This is a genomic window from Bacillus sp. Medicinal_06, assembly GCF_056711665.1.
The window spans coordinates 12,054-30,785 of sequence record NZ_JBWYHD010000002.1 but is presented as its reverse complement, the minus strand read 5'-3'; the positions used below and the strand labels follow the sequence as shown (position 1 = coordinate 30,785).

The 18,732-nt window shown below is 38.3% G+C and carries 17 protein-coding genes; 5 read left to right on the top strand and 12 right to left on the bottom strand.

The features are described from left to right. Nucleotides 1-40: 40 nt before the first annotated feature. From AC1M36_RS03770 to AC1M36_RS03735, 8 genes are all read right to left on the bottom strand, one after another. The gene (locus AC1M36_RS03770; RefSeq protein ID WP_336450592.1) at nt 41-1,159 is read right to left on the bottom strand and encodes a HAMP domain-containing sensor histidine kinase; all 1,119 of its coding nucleotides are present in this window, start codon (nt 1,157-1,159) and stop codon (nt 41-43) included. Then, nucleotides 1,152-1,850 (bottom strand): response regulator transcription factor, encoded by a 699-nt coding sequence (locus AC1M36_RS03765; protein ID WP_336450593.1) that lies wholly within the window; start codon nt 1,848-1,850, stop codon nt 1,152-1,154. The genes AC1M36_RS03770 and AC1M36_RS03765 overlap by 8 nt, the downstream gene beginning before the upstream one ends. 104 nt (nt 1,851-1,954) lie before the next feature. Continuing rightward, entirely contained in the window at nt 1,955-3,061 is a 1,107-nt protein-coding gene (menC, locus tag AC1M36_RS03760) for an o-succinylbenzoate synthase (RefSeq protein ID WP_336450594.1), read from the bottom strand. Further along, nucleotides 3,062-4,507, bottom strand: a complete 1,446-nt coding sequence (locus AC1M36_RS03755) for an o-succinylbenzoate--CoA ligase (protein ID WP_336450595.1) — start codon at nt 4,505-4,507, stop codon at nt 3,062-3,064. It lies immediately after the preceding gene. Between the two features lie 241 nt (nt 4,508-4,748). Beyond that, on the bottom strand, nt 4,749-5,567 hold the full coding sequence (menB, locus tag AC1M36_RS03750; protein ID WP_336450596.1) for a 1,4-dihydroxy-2-naphthoyl-CoA synthase: 819 nt from the start codon (nt 5,565-5,567) through the stop codon (nt 4,749-4,751). Between the two features lie 82 nt (nt 5,568-5,649). After that, nucleotides 5,650-6,462: a 2-succinyl-6-hydroxy-2,4-cyclohexadiene-1-carboxylate synthase gene (gene menH / locus AC1M36_RS03745; RefSeq protein WP_336450597.1), complete on the bottom strand. Its 813-nt coding sequence runs from the start codon at nt 6,460-6,462 to the stop codon at nt 5,650-5,652. Further along, a complete protein-coding gene (gene menD, locus AC1M36_RS03740) occupies nt 6,459-8,213 on the bottom strand; it encodes a 2-succinyl-5-enolpyruvyl-6-hydroxy-3-cyclohexene-1-carboxylic-acid synthase (RefSeq protein WP_336450598.1) in 1,755 nt (584 codons plus the stop codon). The genes menH and menD overlap by 4 nt, the downstream gene beginning before the upstream one ends. Continuing rightward, nucleotides 8,210-9,604, bottom strand: coding sequence for an isochorismate synthase (locus AC1M36_RS03735; RefSeq protein ID WP_336450599.1), 1,395 nt, complete (start codon nt 9,602-9,604; stop codon nt 8,210-8,212). The genes menD and AC1M36_RS03735 overlap by 4 nt, the downstream gene beginning before the upstream one ends. Before the next feature lie 193 nt (nt 9,605-9,797). Here AC1M36_RS03735 and AC1M36_RS03730 point away from each other — a divergent pair, with 193 nt between their 5' ends. Further along, nucleotides 9,798-10,751, top strand: a complete 954-nt coding sequence (locus AC1M36_RS03730) for a 1,4-dihydroxy-2-naphthoate polyprenyltransferase (RefSeq protein ID WP_336450600.1) — start codon at nt 9,798-9,800, stop codon at nt 10,749-10,751. Nucleotides 10,752-10,989: 238 nt separating this feature from the next. After that, nucleotides 10,990-11,721 carry a TraR/DksA C4-type zinc finger protein gene (locus tag AC1M36_RS03725; protein ID WP_336450601.1) on the top strand — a complete coding sequence of 244 codons (732 nt, stop codon included), beginning with the start codon at nt 10,990-10,992 and terminating at the stop codon, nt 11,719-11,721. A gap of 44 nt (nt 11,722-11,765) precedes the next feature. Here the strand turns inward: AC1M36_RS03725 and cspD are convergent, their stop codons facing one another. Further along, nucleotides 11,766-11,966: a cold-shock protein CspD gene (gene cspD, locus AC1M36_RS03720; protein ID WP_242144281.1), complete on the bottom strand. Its 201-nt coding sequence runs from the start codon at nt 11,964-11,966 to the stop codon at nt 11,766-11,768. Nucleotides 11,967-12,468: 502 nt separating this feature from the next. Between cspD and AC1M36_RS03715 the strand changes: the two genes are divergently transcribed. Then, complete coding sequence (locus AC1M36_RS03715) at nt 12,469-13,251, top strand: TIGR00266 family protein (RefSeq protein ID WP_336450602.1); 783 nt, start codon at nt 12,469-12,471, stop codon at nt 13,249-13,251. Between the two features lie 38 nt (nt 13,252-13,289). Here the strand turns inward: AC1M36_RS03715 and AC1M36_RS03710 are convergent, their stop codons facing one another. Beyond that, nucleotides 13,290-14,075: a MerR family transcriptional regulator gene (locus AC1M36_RS03710; RefSeq protein ID WP_336450603.1), complete on the bottom strand. Its 786-nt coding sequence runs from the start codon at nt 14,073-14,075 to the stop codon at nt 13,290-13,292. A gap of 195 nt (nt 14,076-14,270) precedes the next feature. On the opposite strand from AC1M36_RS03710, the gene AC1M36_RS03705 reads away from it, so the two are divergent. Further along, nucleotides 14,271-14,993: a lipase family protein gene (locus tag AC1M36_RS03705; RefSeq protein WP_336450604.1), complete on the top strand. Its 723-nt coding sequence runs from the start codon at nt 14,271-14,273 to the stop codon at nt 14,991-14,993. Nucleotides 14,994-15,261: 268 nt separating this feature from the next. Continuing rightward, nucleotides 15,262-15,405: a hypothetical protein gene (locus AC1M36_RS03700; RefSeq protein ID WP_336450605.1), complete on the top strand. Its 144-nt coding sequence runs from the start codon at nt 15,262-15,264 to the stop codon at nt 15,403-15,405. 34 nt (nt 15,406-15,439) lie between these two features. Here AC1M36_RS03700 and AC1M36_RS03695 read toward each other — a convergent pair whose 3' ends face one another. Then, on the bottom strand, nt 15,440-15,994 hold the full coding sequence (locus tag AC1M36_RS03695; RefSeq protein ID WP_336450606.1) for a GNAT family N-acetyltransferase: 555 nt from the start codon (nt 15,992-15,994) through the stop codon (nt 15,440-15,442). Between the two features lie 327 nt (nt 15,995-16,321). Then, nucleotides 16,322-18,730: a glycogen/starch/alpha-glucan phosphorylase gene (locus AC1M36_RS03690; protein ID WP_336450607.1), complete on the bottom strand. Its 2,409-nt coding sequence runs from the start codon at nt 18,728-18,730 to the stop codon at nt 16,322-16,324. Between the last annotated feature and the right edge of the window lie 2 nt (nt 18,731-18,732).

The following is an 18,732-nucleotide window of genomic DNA, read 5'->3' as shown; positions in this document are numbered from 1 at the left end:
AACTATTTAAATAAAAAGTGGGGTAAACTTAAAATTTTTATTAAATTATTAAATGAGATTCGTTACCATCACTTTTCGGTAATCTCACTTCAAATATTGTCCGTATTACACTACTTTCCACAGAAATCGTTCCATTATGTTGCTCCACAATGTTTTTCGCAATAAATAAACCAAGCCCTGTACTATTTTGCTGCTGCGTTCTTGCTTTATTGCCTGTATAAAACATATCAAAAAGATACGGTAACTCTTCTTTCGGAATGCTATCTCCATAATTAATAATTTGTACGACAACTTCTCCATTATCAATATGTCCATTCATATCAACAAATTGTCCATCATATCCATAACGAATCGCATTCATTAAAAGATTTTCAAATACTCTTGCCAACAATTTTCCGTCACCATAAATATTTAAATAGGGAGCAATATTCATTCTAGCTACTAAATCATATTTCTCTAATAAAGGATATAACTCCTCATCTAGCTGTATAAGTAATTCACTTAAATCAATCAGCCTTTTCTCAACCTTTAACCTGCCATAATTCATTCTCGTTATTTCAAATAGTTCATCAATTAAATTCTCTAATTTTTGAGACTTCGTAAAAGCAATAGTGGAAAAGTGTTTAATTTGTTCCTTTGTCAAATTCTCGTCTTTAAGAATTAAATCTAAATAACCTAAAACAGATGTTAATGGCGTTCTTAAATCATGGGCCAAATTTACGACTAGCTGATCTTTACTGCTTTCTGCAAAATCGCCTCTTTCAACAGCTTCTTTTAACTTTTCACTCGCTAGATTGATTTCGTGTGCGATATCTCTAAACTCATCATTGGATGAAACATGCACTCGATTTGTAAAATCACCATTAGCAAGATGATGAATTCCATTAGAAATTTCACTGAAATACTTTGAATACGGTCTGGTGAGAAAGAAAAAAAACAAAATAGATAAAGGAGTAAATATAATTAAAAAGAAATTAATATCTCCAATATCTCTTATTGCTGACCGAAATTGTGCTAAAGGATCTTCATAACGAACCATAGTTTTATAATACAGCTGCAACCCTTTATAAATTATATACGTCACACTACCAGCTAGTATAATGCTTAAAGCAAATAGTGCTATCATTTTTGAACGAAAGCTTCTTATGATTTTAGCCATTGAATGTATAGCCGACCCCCCAAACAGTTTTTATTAATTTATTCTTCCTTTTATCTTCTCCAAGCTTTTTTCGTAAGGTGCGAATATGTACCATAACTGTGTTCCCACCTTCATAATAATCTTCTGCCCACACTTGTTGAAAGATATTTTCCACACTGTAAACTTTCTTCGGATGACTCGCTAATAAATATAAAATATCAAACTCTTTTGGAGTTAATTCAATTCGTTCTCCGTACACACTCACAGTCCGTTGCTCTGGATAAATAACGACCCCACCAATTTCTAAAATTGATTTACTTTCCTCTTCCCTCGGTTGATTTAACATGAAAAATCGGCGTAATTGTGCATTTACACGAGCAACTAATTCAATCGGAGTGAACGGCTTCGTCATATAATCATCTGCACCTATTACGAGCCCAGTCACCTTATCAAAATCAGATGTTTTCGCACTTAAGAAAATGATAGGCATATAATATTGCGCGCGAATTTGCCGCGTTACTTCATACCCGTCCATTTTAGGCATCATAATATCCAAAATTACTAAATCAATTGGTTGAGAGTGAATAACACGAATAGCTTCTTCTCCATCAGCTACTTTAATAACATGATAGCCCTCTTTTTCTAAATGTATTGTAATTAAATCCGCAATTTCAGCCTCATCATCAGCTATCAAAATTGAAATACGCTTCATTTTATCCCCCCTACATCATTCCATTTTCACACGCTCGATTTTAAACTAGTCTACCCTATTTGTACAATAAGAAAAGGCTACTCTCAAGAGTAACCTTTTCTATTTCATCTTCCATACACAATCCGCTTTTTCATTATTTCTTCTAATCTTCCACGATTTACTTCATAACTGCATTCAGTATGTTGCGGAACCATTACCTTCCCGTCTTTGAGCATCACTTCAGGTGAAATAATATCACGTTCCCAATGTCTACTAGAAGCTGAAATATCGCCTGGAATTGTAAAGTTCGGGAGTGATGCTAACGCAATATTTTGCGCACGTGAAATTCCCATTTCAACCATACCACCGCACCAAACAGGAATAGCATGTTCCTTGCAATAATCATGAATTTGAATTGATTCGGTTAGTCCGCCAACTCGCCCTGGTTTAATATTTACGATGCGGCAGCTGCCTAGTGTAATTGCGACTCTTGCGTCTTCTAGACTATGAATACTTTCATCTAAACAAATAGGTGTCTCAATTTGTTTTTGAAGCTTGGCATGATCAAGAAAATCGTTATCCGCTAATGGCTGCTCAATCATCATTAACTGAAACTCATCTAATCTTTTTAACTGCTCCGTATCCGTTAACGTATACGCTGAATTCGCATCAGCCATTAATGGAATCTCTGGGAAAGCCTTTCGAATTTCCTTTAACAACTTATAATCAAGCTCTGGTTTGATTTTCACTTTAAAACGCTGATATCCTTCTTCTGCATACATTTCAATTCGCTTTAACATGTTGGGAATGGTATCTAGTCCAATTACAACACCGACTTCAATTTCTCGCTGCGCTCCTCCAAGTAAAGTCGCTAATGATTTGTTTTGACGTTTCGCATACAAGTCCCATACCGCGCCTTCTATTCCCGCTTTCGCCATCCGGTTCCGCTTGATATGCTGAAAGAGACCGGGAATTTCATTTGGATGCATAATTTCAGCTTTCAGTAAATCTGGCAATAAAAAATCTTGAAGCATATGAAGTGCCGTTGTTACGGTTTCTTCTGTGTACCATGGCTCTCTGAAAGCAACAACTTCCCCAAAACCAATATATCCGTCCGTATCCTCTAACTCAATGACGATACTTTCACGTGTCTTATACGTTCCGTAACTTGCAGCAAAAGGAGTAACCAGCGGCATTTCCGTTATATATAGCGTCACCTTTTTAAATTTCATCTACATTTCCTCCAAAAGCTGCCTTAGTTCCCGTCTTAACAATTTTTTCGAAGCATTACGTGGTAATTCTGATAAGAAATGCACTTCTTTTGGTACTTTATACTTTGCTAATTTCTCTTTACAAAACTGAATCATTTCCTCTTCTGTTACATTGCTCGCTCTAACGATAAAAGCAGCAGGTACTTGGCCCCACTTTTCATCCGCTTTCCCAACAACACCAGCCTCCCCTACCGCAGGATGCGCAAGCAATACTTCTTCAATTTGCGCTGGATAAATATTTTCCCCGCCTGAAATAATTAAATCACTGCGACGATCTAATACATATAAGAACCCTTCTTCATCTAAATAGCCAAGGTCTCCTGTATGAAGCCAGCCATCTGTTATCGTTTCACGCGTTGCGTCTTCCCGTTTAAAATAGCCACGTGTCACATTCGGCCCTTTTACAACAATCTCACCTTCAACATTCGGCGGCATAACCTTACCATCCTTCTCGATTCGAAGCTGACATGGGAAAAGAGGTTTTCCTGCTGAACCAACTTTCGTTAACATGTAATCAGCTGATAACGTACAAATTTGCGAAGATGTTTCTGTCATTCCATACGTTTGATATACAGGAATTCCTTTTGCAACACATACTTCTAATAGAGGCTTCGGTGCTGGCCCTCCGCCTAATAACATGCAGCGTAACGAATTCGGATATGTCTCCTCTCCAAGTCTTTCTAACAAGTCCGTTAGCATTTTAGAGACGACCGATATGATTGTTACTCCTCTTGTTTTGATGGCTTTATGAATAAAATCAGGATCATATTTCGGAACAAGCAAAACTCTCATACCGTACATTACATTTTTCATTAAAAGAGATAATCCGCCCACATGAAACATTGGCATACACGCTAACCAACAATCGTCATCACGAAGCCCTAAATTAAGCGATGATCCAACAGCACTTGCCCAGTGATTACCGTATGTTAAAATAACCCCTTTTGGCTTCCCAGTGGTTCCTGACGTATAAATAATTGTCATCGCTTCTTCTAAAGAGAACTCCTCTTGAATCATTGCCATTTGCTTCGTTCCGTTCATTACTTTTTCAAATGCATATACTGGTACCTGCTCTGTTTCAAGTTCTTGGTCCGTTACTAAGCAAACAACTTCAGCATCTTTCATTTGCCAAAGTAGCTCTTCTCTTGAAAGACGCGTATTCAGAAGTACAGCTACTGCCCCTATATAAGACAAGGCATGAATTACCGTAATCATCTCCGTACCATTTTTCATCAGAACAGCCACTTTTTGCCCCTTTTCTATCTGTAAGTAGGAAAGGTGTTCACAAACGAATAATACTTTTTTATGCAGTTCTAAAAATGTAATTGTTTCTTCTTTTGTCTCGATTGCAATGCGATCTGGCGTTAAAAAAGCACGTTGCATTAACCAATTGGGCATCGTCTTCATTACGTAGTCTCCTTTCATCAAAGAAAGAGACTTGATGTAGAATCAAGTCTCTTTTTTGCTTCCGCTTTTGATCTTATCTAGCTACAGCGGCTAGAACAGTCGGTCGTTTCACGCCTTCCTGCGAGGCAGACTACGCCTCCTAGACCCTTGCTTCTAAGAACCTTCCGCACGAGAAAGTAAAAATCACTTTCTGTGCGAAAGAACCTTAGCCGACGGGTCTAAACAGCCGGCTTCGCTTTAATCACGGAAAACGAGGGAATTGTCCGAAGTCCGGACGGCGTTTTTCTTTGAACGCGTCGCGACCTTCTTTTGCTTCGTCAGTTGTGTAGTACAATAACGTTGCGTCTCCCGCTAGTTGTTGGATACCAGCTAAACCGTCTGTATCTGCATTGAATGCAGCTTTTAAGAAACGTAGTGCCATTGGGCTCTTTTCTAGCATTTCTTCTGCCCATTGTACTGTTTCTGCTTCTAATTGATCTAGTGGTACAACTGTATTAATTAAGCCCATATCAAGTGCTTCTTGTGCACTGTATTGACGGCATAGGTACCAAATTTCACGAGCTTTCTTATGTCCTACCATGCGAGCTAAATAGCCAGCACCATATCCACCATCAAAGCTACCTACTTTCGGACCAGTTTGTCCAAATACAGCGTTGTCTGCTGCAATTGTTAAGTCACATACGATATGAAGTACGTGTCCACCACCAATTGCATAACCTGCTACCATCGCGATAACTGGTTTCGGGATTGCACGGATTAAACGTTGTAAGTCTAATACGTTTAGGCGAGGAATTTTATCTCCCCCTACATATCCACCATGACCGCGAACTTTTTGGTCGCCGCCAGAGCAGAATGCACGTCCACCTTCACCAGTTAAAATGATAACGCCAACATTTTCATCATCGCGCGCATGTGCGAATGCATCGATTAACTCCATTACCGTTTCAGGACGGAATGCGTTATGTACTTCAGGACGGTTAATCGAAATCTTTGCGATACCATTGTATGTGGAATAAATAATATCTTCGTAATTGCCTTCTTTTACCCATTCAATAGCCATTACTCTTACCTCCTTTTTATTTGTGCTAATGTTTTTCCACTAGCCGCTCTATGAGCGCTACTTCCCTTGAAGGAAGTAAGCATCACTTTATGGTTTTTAGAAATCCCTCTACTATTGTACCAAACTTTTGCGGTTGTTCCACATGAATTGCATGACCAGCTCCATCAATTTTGACAAATTTCGCGTGCGGGATGCATTTTTTCATGCTTGCGAGGATTTGAAAAAACTTTTGATCATACTCTCCATTCATTAAAAGAACGGGCATTTTGAGTCTTTCAAGCTGATTCCACCATGAAGGTTGCACCCCTGTTCCCATGCCCCTAAGACTATTGGCAAGTCCTCTTGGGATATTGGCTAGTCTCTCTTTTCGAACTGCTTCTTTCATATCATTTGGTAATTTCTTTTGTGTTGCAAACAGCGGAATGTTTTCCCAGAAATTAACAAACAATTCTATACCTTCGAATTCGATTCGATCTGCAAGCTGTTCATCTTTTATGCGACGTGCTTCCCTATCCGCTTCCATTTCAAGCCCAGCTGTACAGTTTTCTAATAAAAGAGACTTCACGCGCTCTGAATACAAACACGCCATCGTAATCGCAAGTCTTCCGCCCATTGAGTATCCAAGTATATGTGCTTTTTCAATATGCAAATGATCGAGTAGTGTCGTCATTTGCAGTGCCACGTTTTGAATATCATAATGCGTCATTTCCTCAGGACTTTCTGTTTTTCCATGTCCAACAAGATCAACTAAGATCACTTGAAATTGCTGACTCCATGAAGAAATAAATGGACGCCACGTTTCCATGCTACCCGTAAAACCATGAAGAAGTAGTAGCGGTTCTCCACTACCTACCACTTCATATTCATACGTTACACCTTCTAGCATTACTTTCATTCCGCTTCACCTTGCAAAATCTCTGTAACAATCTTCGATGTACTTGCCCATAAATCACGGTGCAGCTGTAAGTTCTCGTCACGATTCGTACAAATTTCTACAACGTGTAATCCTTTTTCAATTGTTCCTTTTTGTACTTCTTCACGAAATGCGTCCCAGCCATTTACACGTGCGAATGAACCACCGTACATGTTTACAACATGTTCATAATCAAGTCCAAGCGGCGTCCCGAATAATGATTCAAAATGTTCTTTTGACTCGTATTGCGGTAGGAATGAGAAAATACCGCCACCATCATTATTGACAACAACAATTGTTACATTTAAATCATGTAATTTTGCTGCCAATAGTCCATTTAGATCATGATAAAATGACAAATCACCGATGACTAATACAAGCGGTTCACAAACCATACTAGCGCCTAGAGCTGTTGAAATAATCCCATCAATACCATTCACACCACGGTTTGCCATTACATTGATTCTTTTATCTGTTGTAAAGAAGAACGTATCTGTATCACGAATTGGCATACTATTGCTGGCAAATAAAGTCGCTCCCTCTGGCAGTACATGCACGATATCTGTAATCACTTTTCCTTCAAATGCTGTTTCATATGTTTCGATTTCCCGAAGCTGTTCCTTCGCCTTATCGTTTATATATTTCCACATCCCGTACCAATCATTCTTTTCTTGCTTTTGCATATGATCTATCATTGCTTTACAGAACGAGACATCACTTGCACATACAACTTCCGTCGCTACAAGAGCTGGATCTCTCCATTTTCCTGACTCATCTACAACGATATGGATAGCAACCTCTTGTTTCTTTATATATTGTGTTAATGCTTTTGATACAGGCATACCACCAAAACGAATGATTACTTCTGGCTTCCATGTATCCTTTAACAATTCGTTTCGTAAAAATGTATCATAGCAATCCATTACCATTGATTTATCATGCTCGCCGCTTCTGAGGCCGGAAAGTGGATCTGCTAAAATCGGATAACCAGTTTTTTCAGCAAACTGCGTAATCACTTCAGCAATCTCTGGATGACTATCGTCTCCACAAACAATAAGCCCCTTTTCCATACTTGAAAGGCGCTCTGTAAGAGAACTTACATATTCACTCGTCATCGTCATATTTCCTTGATGAACGGCCCCTGTATATTCACTACGACCTTTTTCCCATAAATTCTCTAAAGAGAAATTAGGAATGAGTGGCTCCCGAAGCGGGAAGTTAATATGGACAGGTCCCTTCGGTGCAAGCGATGCACTTGCGATAGCACGCCCAGCTGTCATACGTGCATAATGATACATAGGATCTCTAGCTTCTGGCAGTGCCATCTCCATAAACTGTTTTACAAAAGAGCCATATAAATTCAATTGATTCATTGCCTGCGGTGCACCAACATCTCTTAGTTCATGAGGTCTGTCTGCTGTTAAAACAAGAAGTGGTACACGTGAATGAAAAGCTTCACAAATTGCTGGATAGTAATTCGCTGCCGCTGTTCCTGATGTACATAAAATTGCTACAGGACGATGCTTGGCTTTCGCAATACCGAGCGCGAAAAAGGCAGCTGATCTTTCATCTACATGTAAATACGTTTGGATCTGTTCATGTTGCTCCATTAATAAGGCTAGCGGTGTTGACCGTGAGCCTGGACTAATGACGACATCATATACATTTAAACGCGCTAGTTCGTCCACAAACGCGCCTAAATAATATGATAATGCTTCTATATGATTATTCATTTCATTAATTCCTCCAAAGCACCAAGCATCGGTCTAAACTTCAAACTTGTTTCTTCATATTCAAGTTGCGGAACTGAATCAATCACAATACCGCAACCGGCAAATAAGGATGCCTTATCACCATTTAATAATCCGCAGCGCAGCGCGACTGCAAATTCACCGTTCCCTTTTTCATCTATCCAACCGATTGGTGCTCCGTACAATCCACGGTCTAATAATTCTACATCACGAATTAATTTCATCGCCGCGTGGCGAGGTGTGCCGCCAAGAGCTGGCGTCGGGTGCAGTTCTTCTACCATTGTCAGAAGGGATGCATCACCTTTCGCTTCCACTGGTGTATATAAATGTAGTAAATTTTTTGTTGTTAATAATCCTGGACGCTCTGGAATAGTAACAAACTCACAATGTTCATTTAATACGCTGCGAATCATATTTACTACATAGCCATGCTCTGCTAAATTCTTTTCATCATGAAGAAGCATCTCGCCATTTTGCTTACTTTCTTCTATAGAGTTACCATGACCAATCGAGCCGGCAAGACACATCGATGTAAATTTCTCACCTTCTTTACGAATTAGCCTTTCAGGTGTTGCTCCTAAGAAACATGCCCCTTTATAATCAAAGGAAAATACGTAACAATCCGGCTGCCCGATGCGGAGCGCTTCTAAAACACGAGCAGAATCAATATTTCGATCCATCACTAGTTTTAGCTCTCTTGCTAATACAACCTTCTGTACGCTTCCTTTTTTCATTTCTTCTTGTACTTTTACAATTGCATTCATCCAGCCCTTTGGATCAACTTCTACTTTAGAAGTTACTGTTAATTTCGCTTCTGTAAGCGGCCCTTTACATTCTTGTAAAATTCTTTCTTCTGAAGAAACAATTTCTTCATAAACCATCTGTACAGAGTCTTCAGCTGAAATAAATGTATTTATCGTTAACCATGCTTTTTCATTTTTAACTGTTAAAAGAAAAGCAGGTAACGATAATGTTGCATCTTTAAATTCTTTCCACAGATCCGTTTGCTTTTTTTCTGGATCAAATGAAAAACCACCAAATAAAAGTGGACCCGTTCCAAATTCATACTCTTCCCTGTGAACAATTGCTTTCTCCTGCACTTTATTCCACTCTTCACAGGCATTTTCAAAGCGCTCGTCAGAAGATTTTGCTATAGTGAAAACAGATCCAATGCCAGCAAAAATAACATGCTGAGCTGGGTCTGCAAAATAACATCTATTTTCGGATGCAACTTTTTTTCCTGCTGCATAAAAAAGAAGCGGATCCATCCAATCTATTTGTTTTACAAAACTGACCAATGTTTTTTCATCAGTCGCAGATTCAATCGCTGCAGTAAGTATTTCTTGTAAATCTTTTTGTTTCGTCTGAATCACAATGTCTCCCCCCTATGGGCGAAAAATAGTCATAAATACGCTTGATTTTAAGATACACCTCAAACGAAAGGCCTGTCAACGTTTAGCATTTCTGAGAAATTCACCTTCTCTTCCTAGAAAAATAAACGTTGACACTAAATGATGCTTTTCCTACACTTAATTGTGTACTTTATGTGAACTAGGAGGATTCAAAATGGAAATGAAAATTGAAACAAATTCCCCTCCTATGCCGCCAAAGCCAAATAAACAAACAGGCTGGCGCATTTGGTGGAGTTTATTACGTCCTCATACATTAACAGCTGCTTTTGTTCCTGTTTTTATCGGAACAGCGTATGCCATGCAAGTAGGAGGTATTAATCAAATACATCTCCCTCTTTTCTTTATCATGCTTCTTGCTTGTCTTCTCATTCAAGCGGCAACAAACATGTTTAACGAATACTTTGATTATAAAAGAGGATTAGATCATGAGGGTTCTGTTGGTATCGGCGGTGCAATTGTCCGCGACGGTATTCAGCCAAAAACAGTACTGAACTTAGCATTTGGATTTTTCGGTATCGCGATGCTATTAGGCGTTTATATTTGTATGAACTCTAGCTGGTGGCTTGCTGCAATCGGTCTTGTGTGTATGGCTGTTGCTTACCTTTATACAGGTGGCCCAATTCCCATTGCTTATACACCTTTTGGAGAATTAACAGCAGGATTATTTATGGGTGTTATTATTATTGGTATTTCTTTCTTCATTCAGACTGGAACTGTAACATCAGAAGTTATTTTAGTATCCATTCCAAATTCGATTTTAATTGGTGCAATTTTACTTTCCAATAACATTCGTGATTTAGATGGAGACAAAGAAAACGGTCGTAACACATTAGCAATTATCGTTGGACGTGAAAATGCAATTGGTGTCCTTGCTTCTATGTTTATCGTTTCCTACATTTGGACGATTGCCCTCATCATTGTTGGAATCGTATCTCCATGGATGTTGATTGTATTCCTAAGTGCACCGAAAGCATTTAAAGCGACAAAAGGATTTATCGGCAAAAGCATTCCAATGGAAATGGCACCTGCAATGGTTGCAACTGCAAAAACAAATACAATCTTCGGATTTTTAATGGGAATCGGCCTATTACTTGGGTATTTCCTATAAGGAAGGGAGCTGTTAGGCAGCTCTCCTTTTTCTTTTTCAAAATATATCGGCGTTTTTTCAAATATATCAACCGTAACTTCAAATATATCAGCGCAAATTGAAATATATCGACGATTCGACACAACATATCGACCGCTCGACATTTTACGACGCCATACACTCCCTAAATTCCCCCTCATAATTCCCGTAATCCGGCTCATACTACATAAAGAAACCGAATTGTAGGAAGGTGGATACAATGTTAACTCCACAACAAGTCAATCACTTTAAATCCATATTAGAAAAGCAACAACAAGAATTAGAACAAACGCTTCAAAATCATGAAAATGAAGATCGCGCCTCTGAACGGGAATCTGTTGGAGAATTATCAGCTTACGATAACCACCCTGGCGACATGGCTACAGAATTATATGAACGAGAAAAAGATTTCGGACTGATTGAATTATGGAATAAGCAGTTGCAAGATACAAAGCATGCCCTGCAAAAAATTGAAGCTGGCACATACGGTGTTTGCGAAGTTTCTGGCAAAGACATTCCACTAGAACGATTAGAAGCAATGCCGACTGCTACAACTTGTATTGAACATACAACAAATAAATTAAACATGAGTGCACGCCCTATTGAAGAAGAATTAGTAGAGCCACCGTTTGGCAAATATGATATGGACAGTGCTGTAGGATACGATGCAGAGGATGCTTGGCAAGATGTTGCTTTATACGGAACATCAGAAACGCCATCCGATTTAGAACGCCGTGACTCAAAAAACTTTAATGAAATGTATGTAGATGCTGAAGAGCCACGTGGTTATGTAGAAGACTTCGAGAACTTCATCGGAACAGATATGTATGGAAAGAACCCGCAAGTATACGCGACAGAAGAGCATGAGGAATATGAACAAATGCTAGATGATTTTGAAGAACGTACTTATAAAGGAGAATTATCTTCTGATGAGTCTGGTTCGAAGGCATAAAAAAAGCATTCCGAAATTCGGAATGCTTTTTTCTCGCTAGCTAATTAGTTTTTTGTAACGTTAGCAGCTTGTGGTCCACGGTTACCTTCAACGATTTCGAAAGAAACTTCTTGACCTTCTTCTAAAGTTTTGAAGCCTTCGCCTTGGATCGCTGAGAAGTGAACGAATACATCGTCTCCGCCTTCAACTTCGATGAAGCCGAAACCTTTTTCGCTGTTAAACCATTTAACTTTACCAGTTTGCATGTCATGTACCTCCTAAATAAAAATGAAACTATGAATCCACATGAAAAGGTGGATATAAAGGACATGAATGTATCTCAGACCTAATGCCTTGAATTAAACACGCTTTATTTCCGTACCACATTATGTAGCTCAATAGTGATTTCACTATATCACGCTCTATCAAAAACGTCAAATGAGAACACTTTCATTTCAGCATTTTTTTCATATTTTTTAAATTCTTCACAAAATCTGGAAAATACACAAATACGAATTGATATAAAACCTTTCTTTTTAGATAAGAGAGAGCGTCCGGCCATGTATAGAAAGATCAGACCCTTTTTTAGATCCATTATTACCAAGCGAAAGGAAAAACAAGCGCTGATTAACTTTCTCTTTTCATAACAGCAACTTATATGTCGAAAAATCAAAATGGGTTTTTGTTTGAAAATTAACAAAACGATAGTTTTTTAATCTCTTTAATTTCTGTACAATATTAGTATCCACTACATAAGAGGTGAATAAAATGAAGGCACATGAAATTGAGTATAAATTATATGGCGATGATATGCAGTTCGTTGAAATTGAATTAGATCCAGAGGAAAGTGTTATCGCAGAAGCTGGCGCGATGATGATGATGGAAGACTATATTGAAATGGAAACAATATTCGGTGACGGGGGTGGAAAGTCTAGCGGCCTATTCGGAAAACTAATGGGTGCTGGAAAGCGTCTCGTTACAGGTGAAAGTATGTTTATGACAATATTTACAAACACAGGTCATGGCAAACGTCACGTATCATTTGCTGCGCCATATCCTGGAAAAATCGTTCCAGTTGATTTAAGAGAATATCAAGGCAAAGTAGTTTGTCAAAAAGATGCTTTCCTTTGCGCAGCCAAAGGGGTTTCGATCGGAATTGAATTTACGAAAAAAATCGGTAGCGGCTTTTTCGGCGGAGAAGGATTCATTATGCAAAAACTTGAAGGTGACGGACTTGCTTTCATGCATGCAGGTGGAACAGTTTATAAACGAGACTTAAAACCTGGCGAGAGATTACGTATCGATACAGGTTGCCTCGTTGCAATGACGAAAGATGTTGACTATGATATTCAATTTGTAGGCAATGTAAAAACTGCTCTATTTGGCGGAGAAGGTTTATTCTTCGCAACGTTAGAAGGGCCTGGAACGGTTTGGCTTCAATCCTTGACATTAAGCCGTTTAGCTGCACGCCTTACAAACCCTGCAGCTCAAAGCAGCGGGGAAGGTAGCGTTTTAGGAGGACTTGGTCGCCTTCTTGATGGAAAAGAGTAAAATTCAAATCGCTACGTCATAAGACGTAGCGATTGTTTTTATTTATCTGTTTTTACTTCATTTGGACTATACATACCCTTTTGCATCATATAATACTCCATCGCTCGGTTTAACCAGTCCTCTTCTTCCGCTGTATATGGAGAAGGAATCATCTGCTCATATTGTTCCTCCATATTTTCTAATGTTCCAAAAGAATACAACGCTTCTTCCCCAACATATGCAAGAGTTGCCTTCATATGTTGATCAACAAGCTTTTGTACCTCCAGATCATGGGCTGGCTTTCCAAATAGTCTCTTTACCTCTTTAGACAACTCGATAAATTCTTTATCCAATGCCACCATCTCTTCTTCGGACTTATCGTATAACCGATCAACAACTTCCTTATCCATATATTCTTCAAGCCATAAGCGTTGTTCATTTTCTTTTTGTATATTCCGAATTAACGTCATCAGAATGTCACTGTCTATTTGTCCTTCGTCCTCTAATAAAGTAATCGTTCGATGAATCGCTTTTAAAGAAGTTTCGATATGTCTCTTTTTTTCTTCAAAAGCCTTTTTCTGACTTTGTAATGTTTCTTTCAAGCTTCCGTTAAAGCTTTTCCTATTTACCATTACACAGATTTCATCTAAGCTATATCCTAATAATTTTAGGCTCACAATTTTTTGCAATGTTAATATATCTGTTTTTTTATAGATACGATGCCCGGAACTAGGATGTTTTTCAGGTGTAAGCAACCCAATTTCGTCGTAATAATGTAGTGTTCGTACTGATGTGCCTGTTTGTTTCGAAAACTCTCCAATTGAATAATTTTCATTGTTACTCATCTGTTATTCCCCCTACATTCTTTTTATCGATATGGTTACTCCCATCATACTCCCTCACGTAACTGTAGGTTCAAGTGTTAATTAGTAAAACATATTCACTTTTCATTACACTTTGTTTTCAAGCCGCTCAAAGAATGATTCCCCATCTCCACTCATATATTGAACTATTACTTCTTCTTAAGGAGGGCTTCCTTGATGCGTGCTCCTTTATCCTTTGATAAAGATACTGCCATATTGTTAGCTTCTTGCTGCGAGTTAACATATGATCAATATAAACAAAATGGTGTTTTTCAAATACCTGATGATTTTCAATATGTACAAGGTTTTCAAGCAAAGGTAATGCAAACGACAGAATGGTTTGGCTTCATATTAGAATCTGAAGATAGCATCATTGTTGCCTTTCGGGGAACACAGACGGATCCTGAGTGGCTGATTGATTCACTTGTAAACCAAAAACCTTATCCATACGCATTAAACAGCGGGAACGTCCATAACGGCTTTCTCTCTATTTATGAATCATGCCGTGATACGATTATGGATATGCTCGTATCTTTGCCATCACATAAAAAGCTGCTCGCCACAGGACATAGCCTAGGCGGGGCACTTGCCACACTGCACATATTAGACGCACGAGTGAATACTGCGTTTGCACAATATGGTCTCTATAACTTTGCTTCTCCAAAAGTTGGCGATATTACTTTTCGAAACTACTATAAAATGCAAGTAGCAAGTAGCTTTCGCTTTGTTAATTTATTCGATGTCGTCCCGCTTCTTCCCCCGCGCAAAGTGCATTTTAATGACCATGACTGGGAGTATGCACATGTTCATCACAACATGACATTTACGAAAAATACAAAATCTATCACCAACAATCATGCCATGACAACATACAAAACATGTCTGACTTCTCATTTTTAAACCGGAAACATTTGGAAATAAAGTGGTAGTATATTATAATAATATATAAATCCAATTTGATTTTCTAACAGGTGAATGATGGCTATGAAGAACAGACAGAGACTTTCACTCATTTTCTCCTTCTGTTTTCACATGGCATGGGGCTAAAAAGGCACTGACCGCTTCTACGCATGGCCGGACGCTCTCACCCATATGAAAAGAATGGTTTGATGTTCGTTTTTCAATTTGGATTTATATATGTAACTAACTTCGGATGAGGGGACCATACATGCTAAAATATTTCTTTGCACTTTTTCTTGTTCTATTATTTGCAGTTACAGGTTTCTTTACATTCTCATACTTTGCTACGGAGGAATATGGGGGAACTGGTATGCTGTATTCGGTGACGCCTTATATCTCTATAGTGAAATAATCAAAAAGCTTGGAAACTTCCAAGCTTTTTGATTTTACCGGGAGCTATCATATTCTTGTTTCAAAAGAGAGTACACCTTAGAATCACAATATCTCTCATTAATTTGCATACTTTGTCTCAATGTTCCTTCATAGGTCATCTTTAACTTTTGCATCACTCGTTCAGACGCTATATTTTTCACATCACACCTTCCTTCAATACGATTCAAACTTAACTCCTGAAAACCAAACTTTATGAGCTTTTCTAAAGCTTCAACAATGAAGCCCTTTCCCCAATACAGCGGACTGATAACCGCTCCTAAAGAAGCACTATTGTGTGGTAATGTCCAAATACCACAAGTTCCTATCGCTTTTTGGTTCTCCTGAAAAATAACGGACCAAACAAAAGACTTACCTTCCTTTGTTGTTTCCATCATCTTTTCCAATAAACTATGAGTCTCTTCTTTATTTTTGTGTACATTTCGAGGTACATATGTAATCGTTTGAGGGTTCGAATAGACTTCAAATAAATCGTCTAAATGAGACATATCTATTTTTGTTAGTAGCAGACGCTTTGTTTCTAATTTCGGAAGTTCATAGCTATTTTGCATACTTCCACCTCAGTTCATAATTATTTTACCCACTTTTTCATATAAAAAGAATTCCATACTAAAATATCCCGTACTTATTTTTATATTCTCCAATCCACAGATAAAAGCCCCTCCAAATCTTCACAAGGGGCTCTATATTATTTCTATATATTCATTTTGATTTTTAGGCATATAAGTCGCTGCTATGAAGAAAAAAAATGACCTCCACTCTTTTTTCTCCTTCTGTTTTCACGTGGCATAGGACTAAAAAGGGATCTGACCGCTTCTACACAAGGCCGGATCCTCTCTCCCAACTAAAAAGAAAGGTTTTTAATTTATATCTTCAACTCACGAAAGCTTAACTCCATCACCAATACCCCAAATCTCACTACTATATTGCAAGATCGTTCGATCACTCGCAAAGTGCCCAGATTGTGCAATGTTAATGATTGACATTTCTAGCCACTTTCTTCTGTTTTCATATGCTCTTCCTACATCTTCTTGACGCTCTGCATATGGACTAAAATCACGAAGAACAAAGTATTCGTCGTTTTGGATGACAAGAGAATCATAAATTGCTTCAAATTCAGCTCCGACATTTTGGAAAAAGCCATTTATTAGCTGATCCACTACTTTTTTAATGTGCATATTGTGGTGGTAATAATCATTTGCACGATAGCCACCATTTTGATAATAATGAAGCACTTCTTCCGCTGTTAAGCCAAAGATAAAACAGGCCTCATCTCCTACCTTTTCCCTAATTTCAATATTGGCTCCATCCAGTGTTCCAAGCGTAATTGCTCCATTCATCATAAACTTCATATTCCCTGTTCCGGATGCTTCTTTACTCGCCGTTGAGATTTGCTCACTTACATCTGCTGCTGGAAAAATATCTTCAGCCAGTGAAACACGGTAGTTTTCTAGAAAGATAACTTTCATATATCGACTCACATACGGATCTTCATTTACCTTTCTAGCAAGTTCGTTTATTAATTTAATAATTTTTTTCGCATAATAATAGCCTGGCGATGCTTTCGCTCCAAAAATAAATGTACGCGGATAAAACGAAAAGCTAGAATCTTCCTTCAAACGATTGTACAAATATAAAATATGTAACACATTTAATAATTGCCTTTTGTAAGCATGCAATCGTTTCACTTGTACATCAAAAATGGAACTTGGATCAACAATAACCCCCATGTTATTGCGGATACGCTCTGCTAAAATATGTTTACGCTCTTGCTTTACATCTTGTAACTTATCTTGAAAAGCAGTGTCGTACCGGTAATCTTGTAGCAGTTGTAATCCCTGCGGCTGCTTCTTCCACCCCTCTCCAATCGCTTCTGAAATAAGATTGGTAAGCTGCGGATTTGCTTTCATAAGCCAGCGTCTATGCGCGATGCCATTTGTCTTATTATTAAATTTTTCTGGGTAAAATTCATAAAATAACCGCATTTCACGCTGTTTTAAAATTTCCGTATGAATTTTTGCGACTCCATTTACACTATAACTTCCGACAATTGCTAAATGCGCCATTTTCACAAGACCATGTGCAATAATCGCCATGTCTTCAATCCGCTTCCAATCATACGGATATCGCTCCCATAGTTCATGACAAAAGCGTTCATTAATTTCTTCAATAATCATATAAATCCGTGGTAATAATGATTTAAAGATATGAATCGGCCACTTCTCAAGAGCTTCTGATAATGTTGTATGGTTCGTATAAGAAATCGTCTGAATTGTAATATCCCACGCTTCTTCCCAAGAGAGCTTTTCCTCATCTAATAAAATACGCATAAGTTCTGGAATCGCAAGGACCGGGTGTGTATCATTAATATGAATTGCAATTTTATCATGTAAATTACGAAGCGTTCCATTTCGCTCTCTATGCATGCGAACAATGTTTTGTAAACTTGCTGATACAAGAAAATACTGTTGTTTTAACCGTAGTATTTTCCCTTCATCATGCGTATCATCTGGGTATAAAAATTCTGATACCACTTCTGTTTCGCGTTTATATTTCAAAATATCTTTACAGTTTTGCGGGAAAGGAACTGGTTCTGCATTCCAAAGACGAAGTGTGTTCACAGTATCTGTTTCATACCCAACAACAGGAACATCATAAGGCACCGCCATAATGACTTCCGCATCAGTATGACGAAATTCTAAACGGTCATTGATTTGCACAGCTTCCACTTGTCCGAAATAACTTACTTCCACAGCTTGATCATGTCTCCTGACTTCCCATACATTTTCATGACGAAGCCACTGTTCAGGCAACTCCACCTGATATCCATCGACAATTTTCTGATCAAATAAACCATGCTTATAACGAATACCACATCCGTGCCCAGGAAGATTTAAAGATGCCAATGAATCAAGAAAACAGGCTGCAAGGCGGCCGAGTCCTCCATTACCAAGCCCTGCATCCGCTTCACTTTCTTCTAATTCTTTCAAGGAAATTCCAAGTTCTGAAAGGCCTTGTTCACATACATCACGTATTCCTAAATTTAGTAAATTACTACCAAGCAAACGGCCAAGTAAAAACTCAATAGATAAGTAATACATTTGCTTTTGATTCCCTGTCCGGTACCTTTCATTTGTTGCAATCCAGTGTTGATTCATATACTCACGTACCATATGCCCAAGTGTATTATACTGGTCACGACTAGTAGAATCTTTGAAACTTTTTCCATACATCGTTTCTAGTTTTTCTAAAAAAGCTGCTTTAAAGCTTTCAACATGAGTAAACATCT

What these genes read in the sequence shown, in the direction of transcription:
- AC1M36_RS03770 (WP_336450592.1), bottom strand. Translation starts at nt 1,159, where the DNA reads ATGGCTAAAATCATAAGAAGCTTTCGTTCAAAAATGATAGCACTATTT.
- AC1M36_RS03765 (WP_336450593.1), bottom strand. Translation starts at nt 1,850, where the DNA reads ATGAAGCGTATTTCAATTTTGATAGCTGATGATGAGGCTGAAATTGCG.
- menC (WP_336450594.1), bottom strand. Translation starts at nt 3,061, where the DNA reads ATGAAATTTAAAAAGGTGACGCTATATATAACGGAAATGCCGCTGGTT.
- AC1M36_RS03755 (WP_336450595.1), bottom strand. Translation starts at nt 4,507, where the DNA reads ATGAAGACGATGCCCAATTGGTTAATGCAACGTGCTTTTTTAACGCCA.
- menB (WP_336450596.1), bottom strand. Translation starts at nt 5,567, where the DNA reads ATGGCTATTGAATGGGTAAAAGAAGGCAATTACGAAGATATTATTTAT.
- menH (WP_336450597.1), bottom strand. Translation starts at nt 6,462, where the DNA reads ATGAAAGTAATGCTAGAAGGTGTAACGTATGAATATGAAGTGGTAGGT.
- menD (WP_336450598.1), bottom strand. Translation starts at nt 8,213, where the DNA reads ATGAATAATCATATAGAAGCATTATCATATTATTTAGGCGCGTTTGTG.
- AC1M36_RS03730 (WP_336450600.1), top strand. Translation starts at nt 9,798, where the DNA reads ATGGAAATGAAAATTGAAACAAATTCCCCTCCTATGCCGCCAAAGCCA.
- AC1M36_RS03725 (WP_336450601.1), top strand. Translation starts at nt 10,990, where the DNA reads ATGTTAACTCCACAACAAGTCAATCACTTTAAATCCATATTAGAAAAG.
- cspD (WP_242144281.1), bottom strand. Translation starts at nt 11,966, where the DNA reads ATGCAAACTGGTAAAGTTAAATGGTTTAACAGCGAAAAAGGTTTCGGC.
- AC1M36_RS03715 (WP_336450602.1), top strand. Translation starts at nt 12,469, where the DNA reads ATGAAGGCACATGAAATTGAGTATAAATTATATGGCGATGATATGCAG.
- AC1M36_RS03710 (WP_336450603.1), bottom strand. Translation starts at nt 14,075, where the DNA reads ATGAGTAACAATGAAAATTATTCAATTGGAGAGTTTTCGAAACAAACA.
- AC1M36_RS03705 (WP_336450604.1), top strand. Translation starts at nt 14,271, where the DNA reads ATGCGTGCTCCTTTATCCTTTGATAAAGATACTGCCATATTGTTAGCT.
- AC1M36_RS03700 (WP_336450605.1), top strand. Translation starts at nt 15,262, where the DNA reads ATGCTAAAATATTTCTTTGCACTTTTTCTTGTTCTATTATTTGCAGTT.
- AC1M36_RS03695 (WP_336450606.1), bottom strand. Translation starts at nt 15,994, where the DNA reads ATGCAAAATAGCTATGAACTTCCGAAATTAGAAACAAAGCGTCTGCTA.
- AC1M36_RS03690 (WP_336450607.1), bottom strand. Translation starts at nt 18,730, where the DNA reads ATGTTTACTCATGTTGAAAGCTTTAAAGCAGCTTTTTTAGAAAAACTA.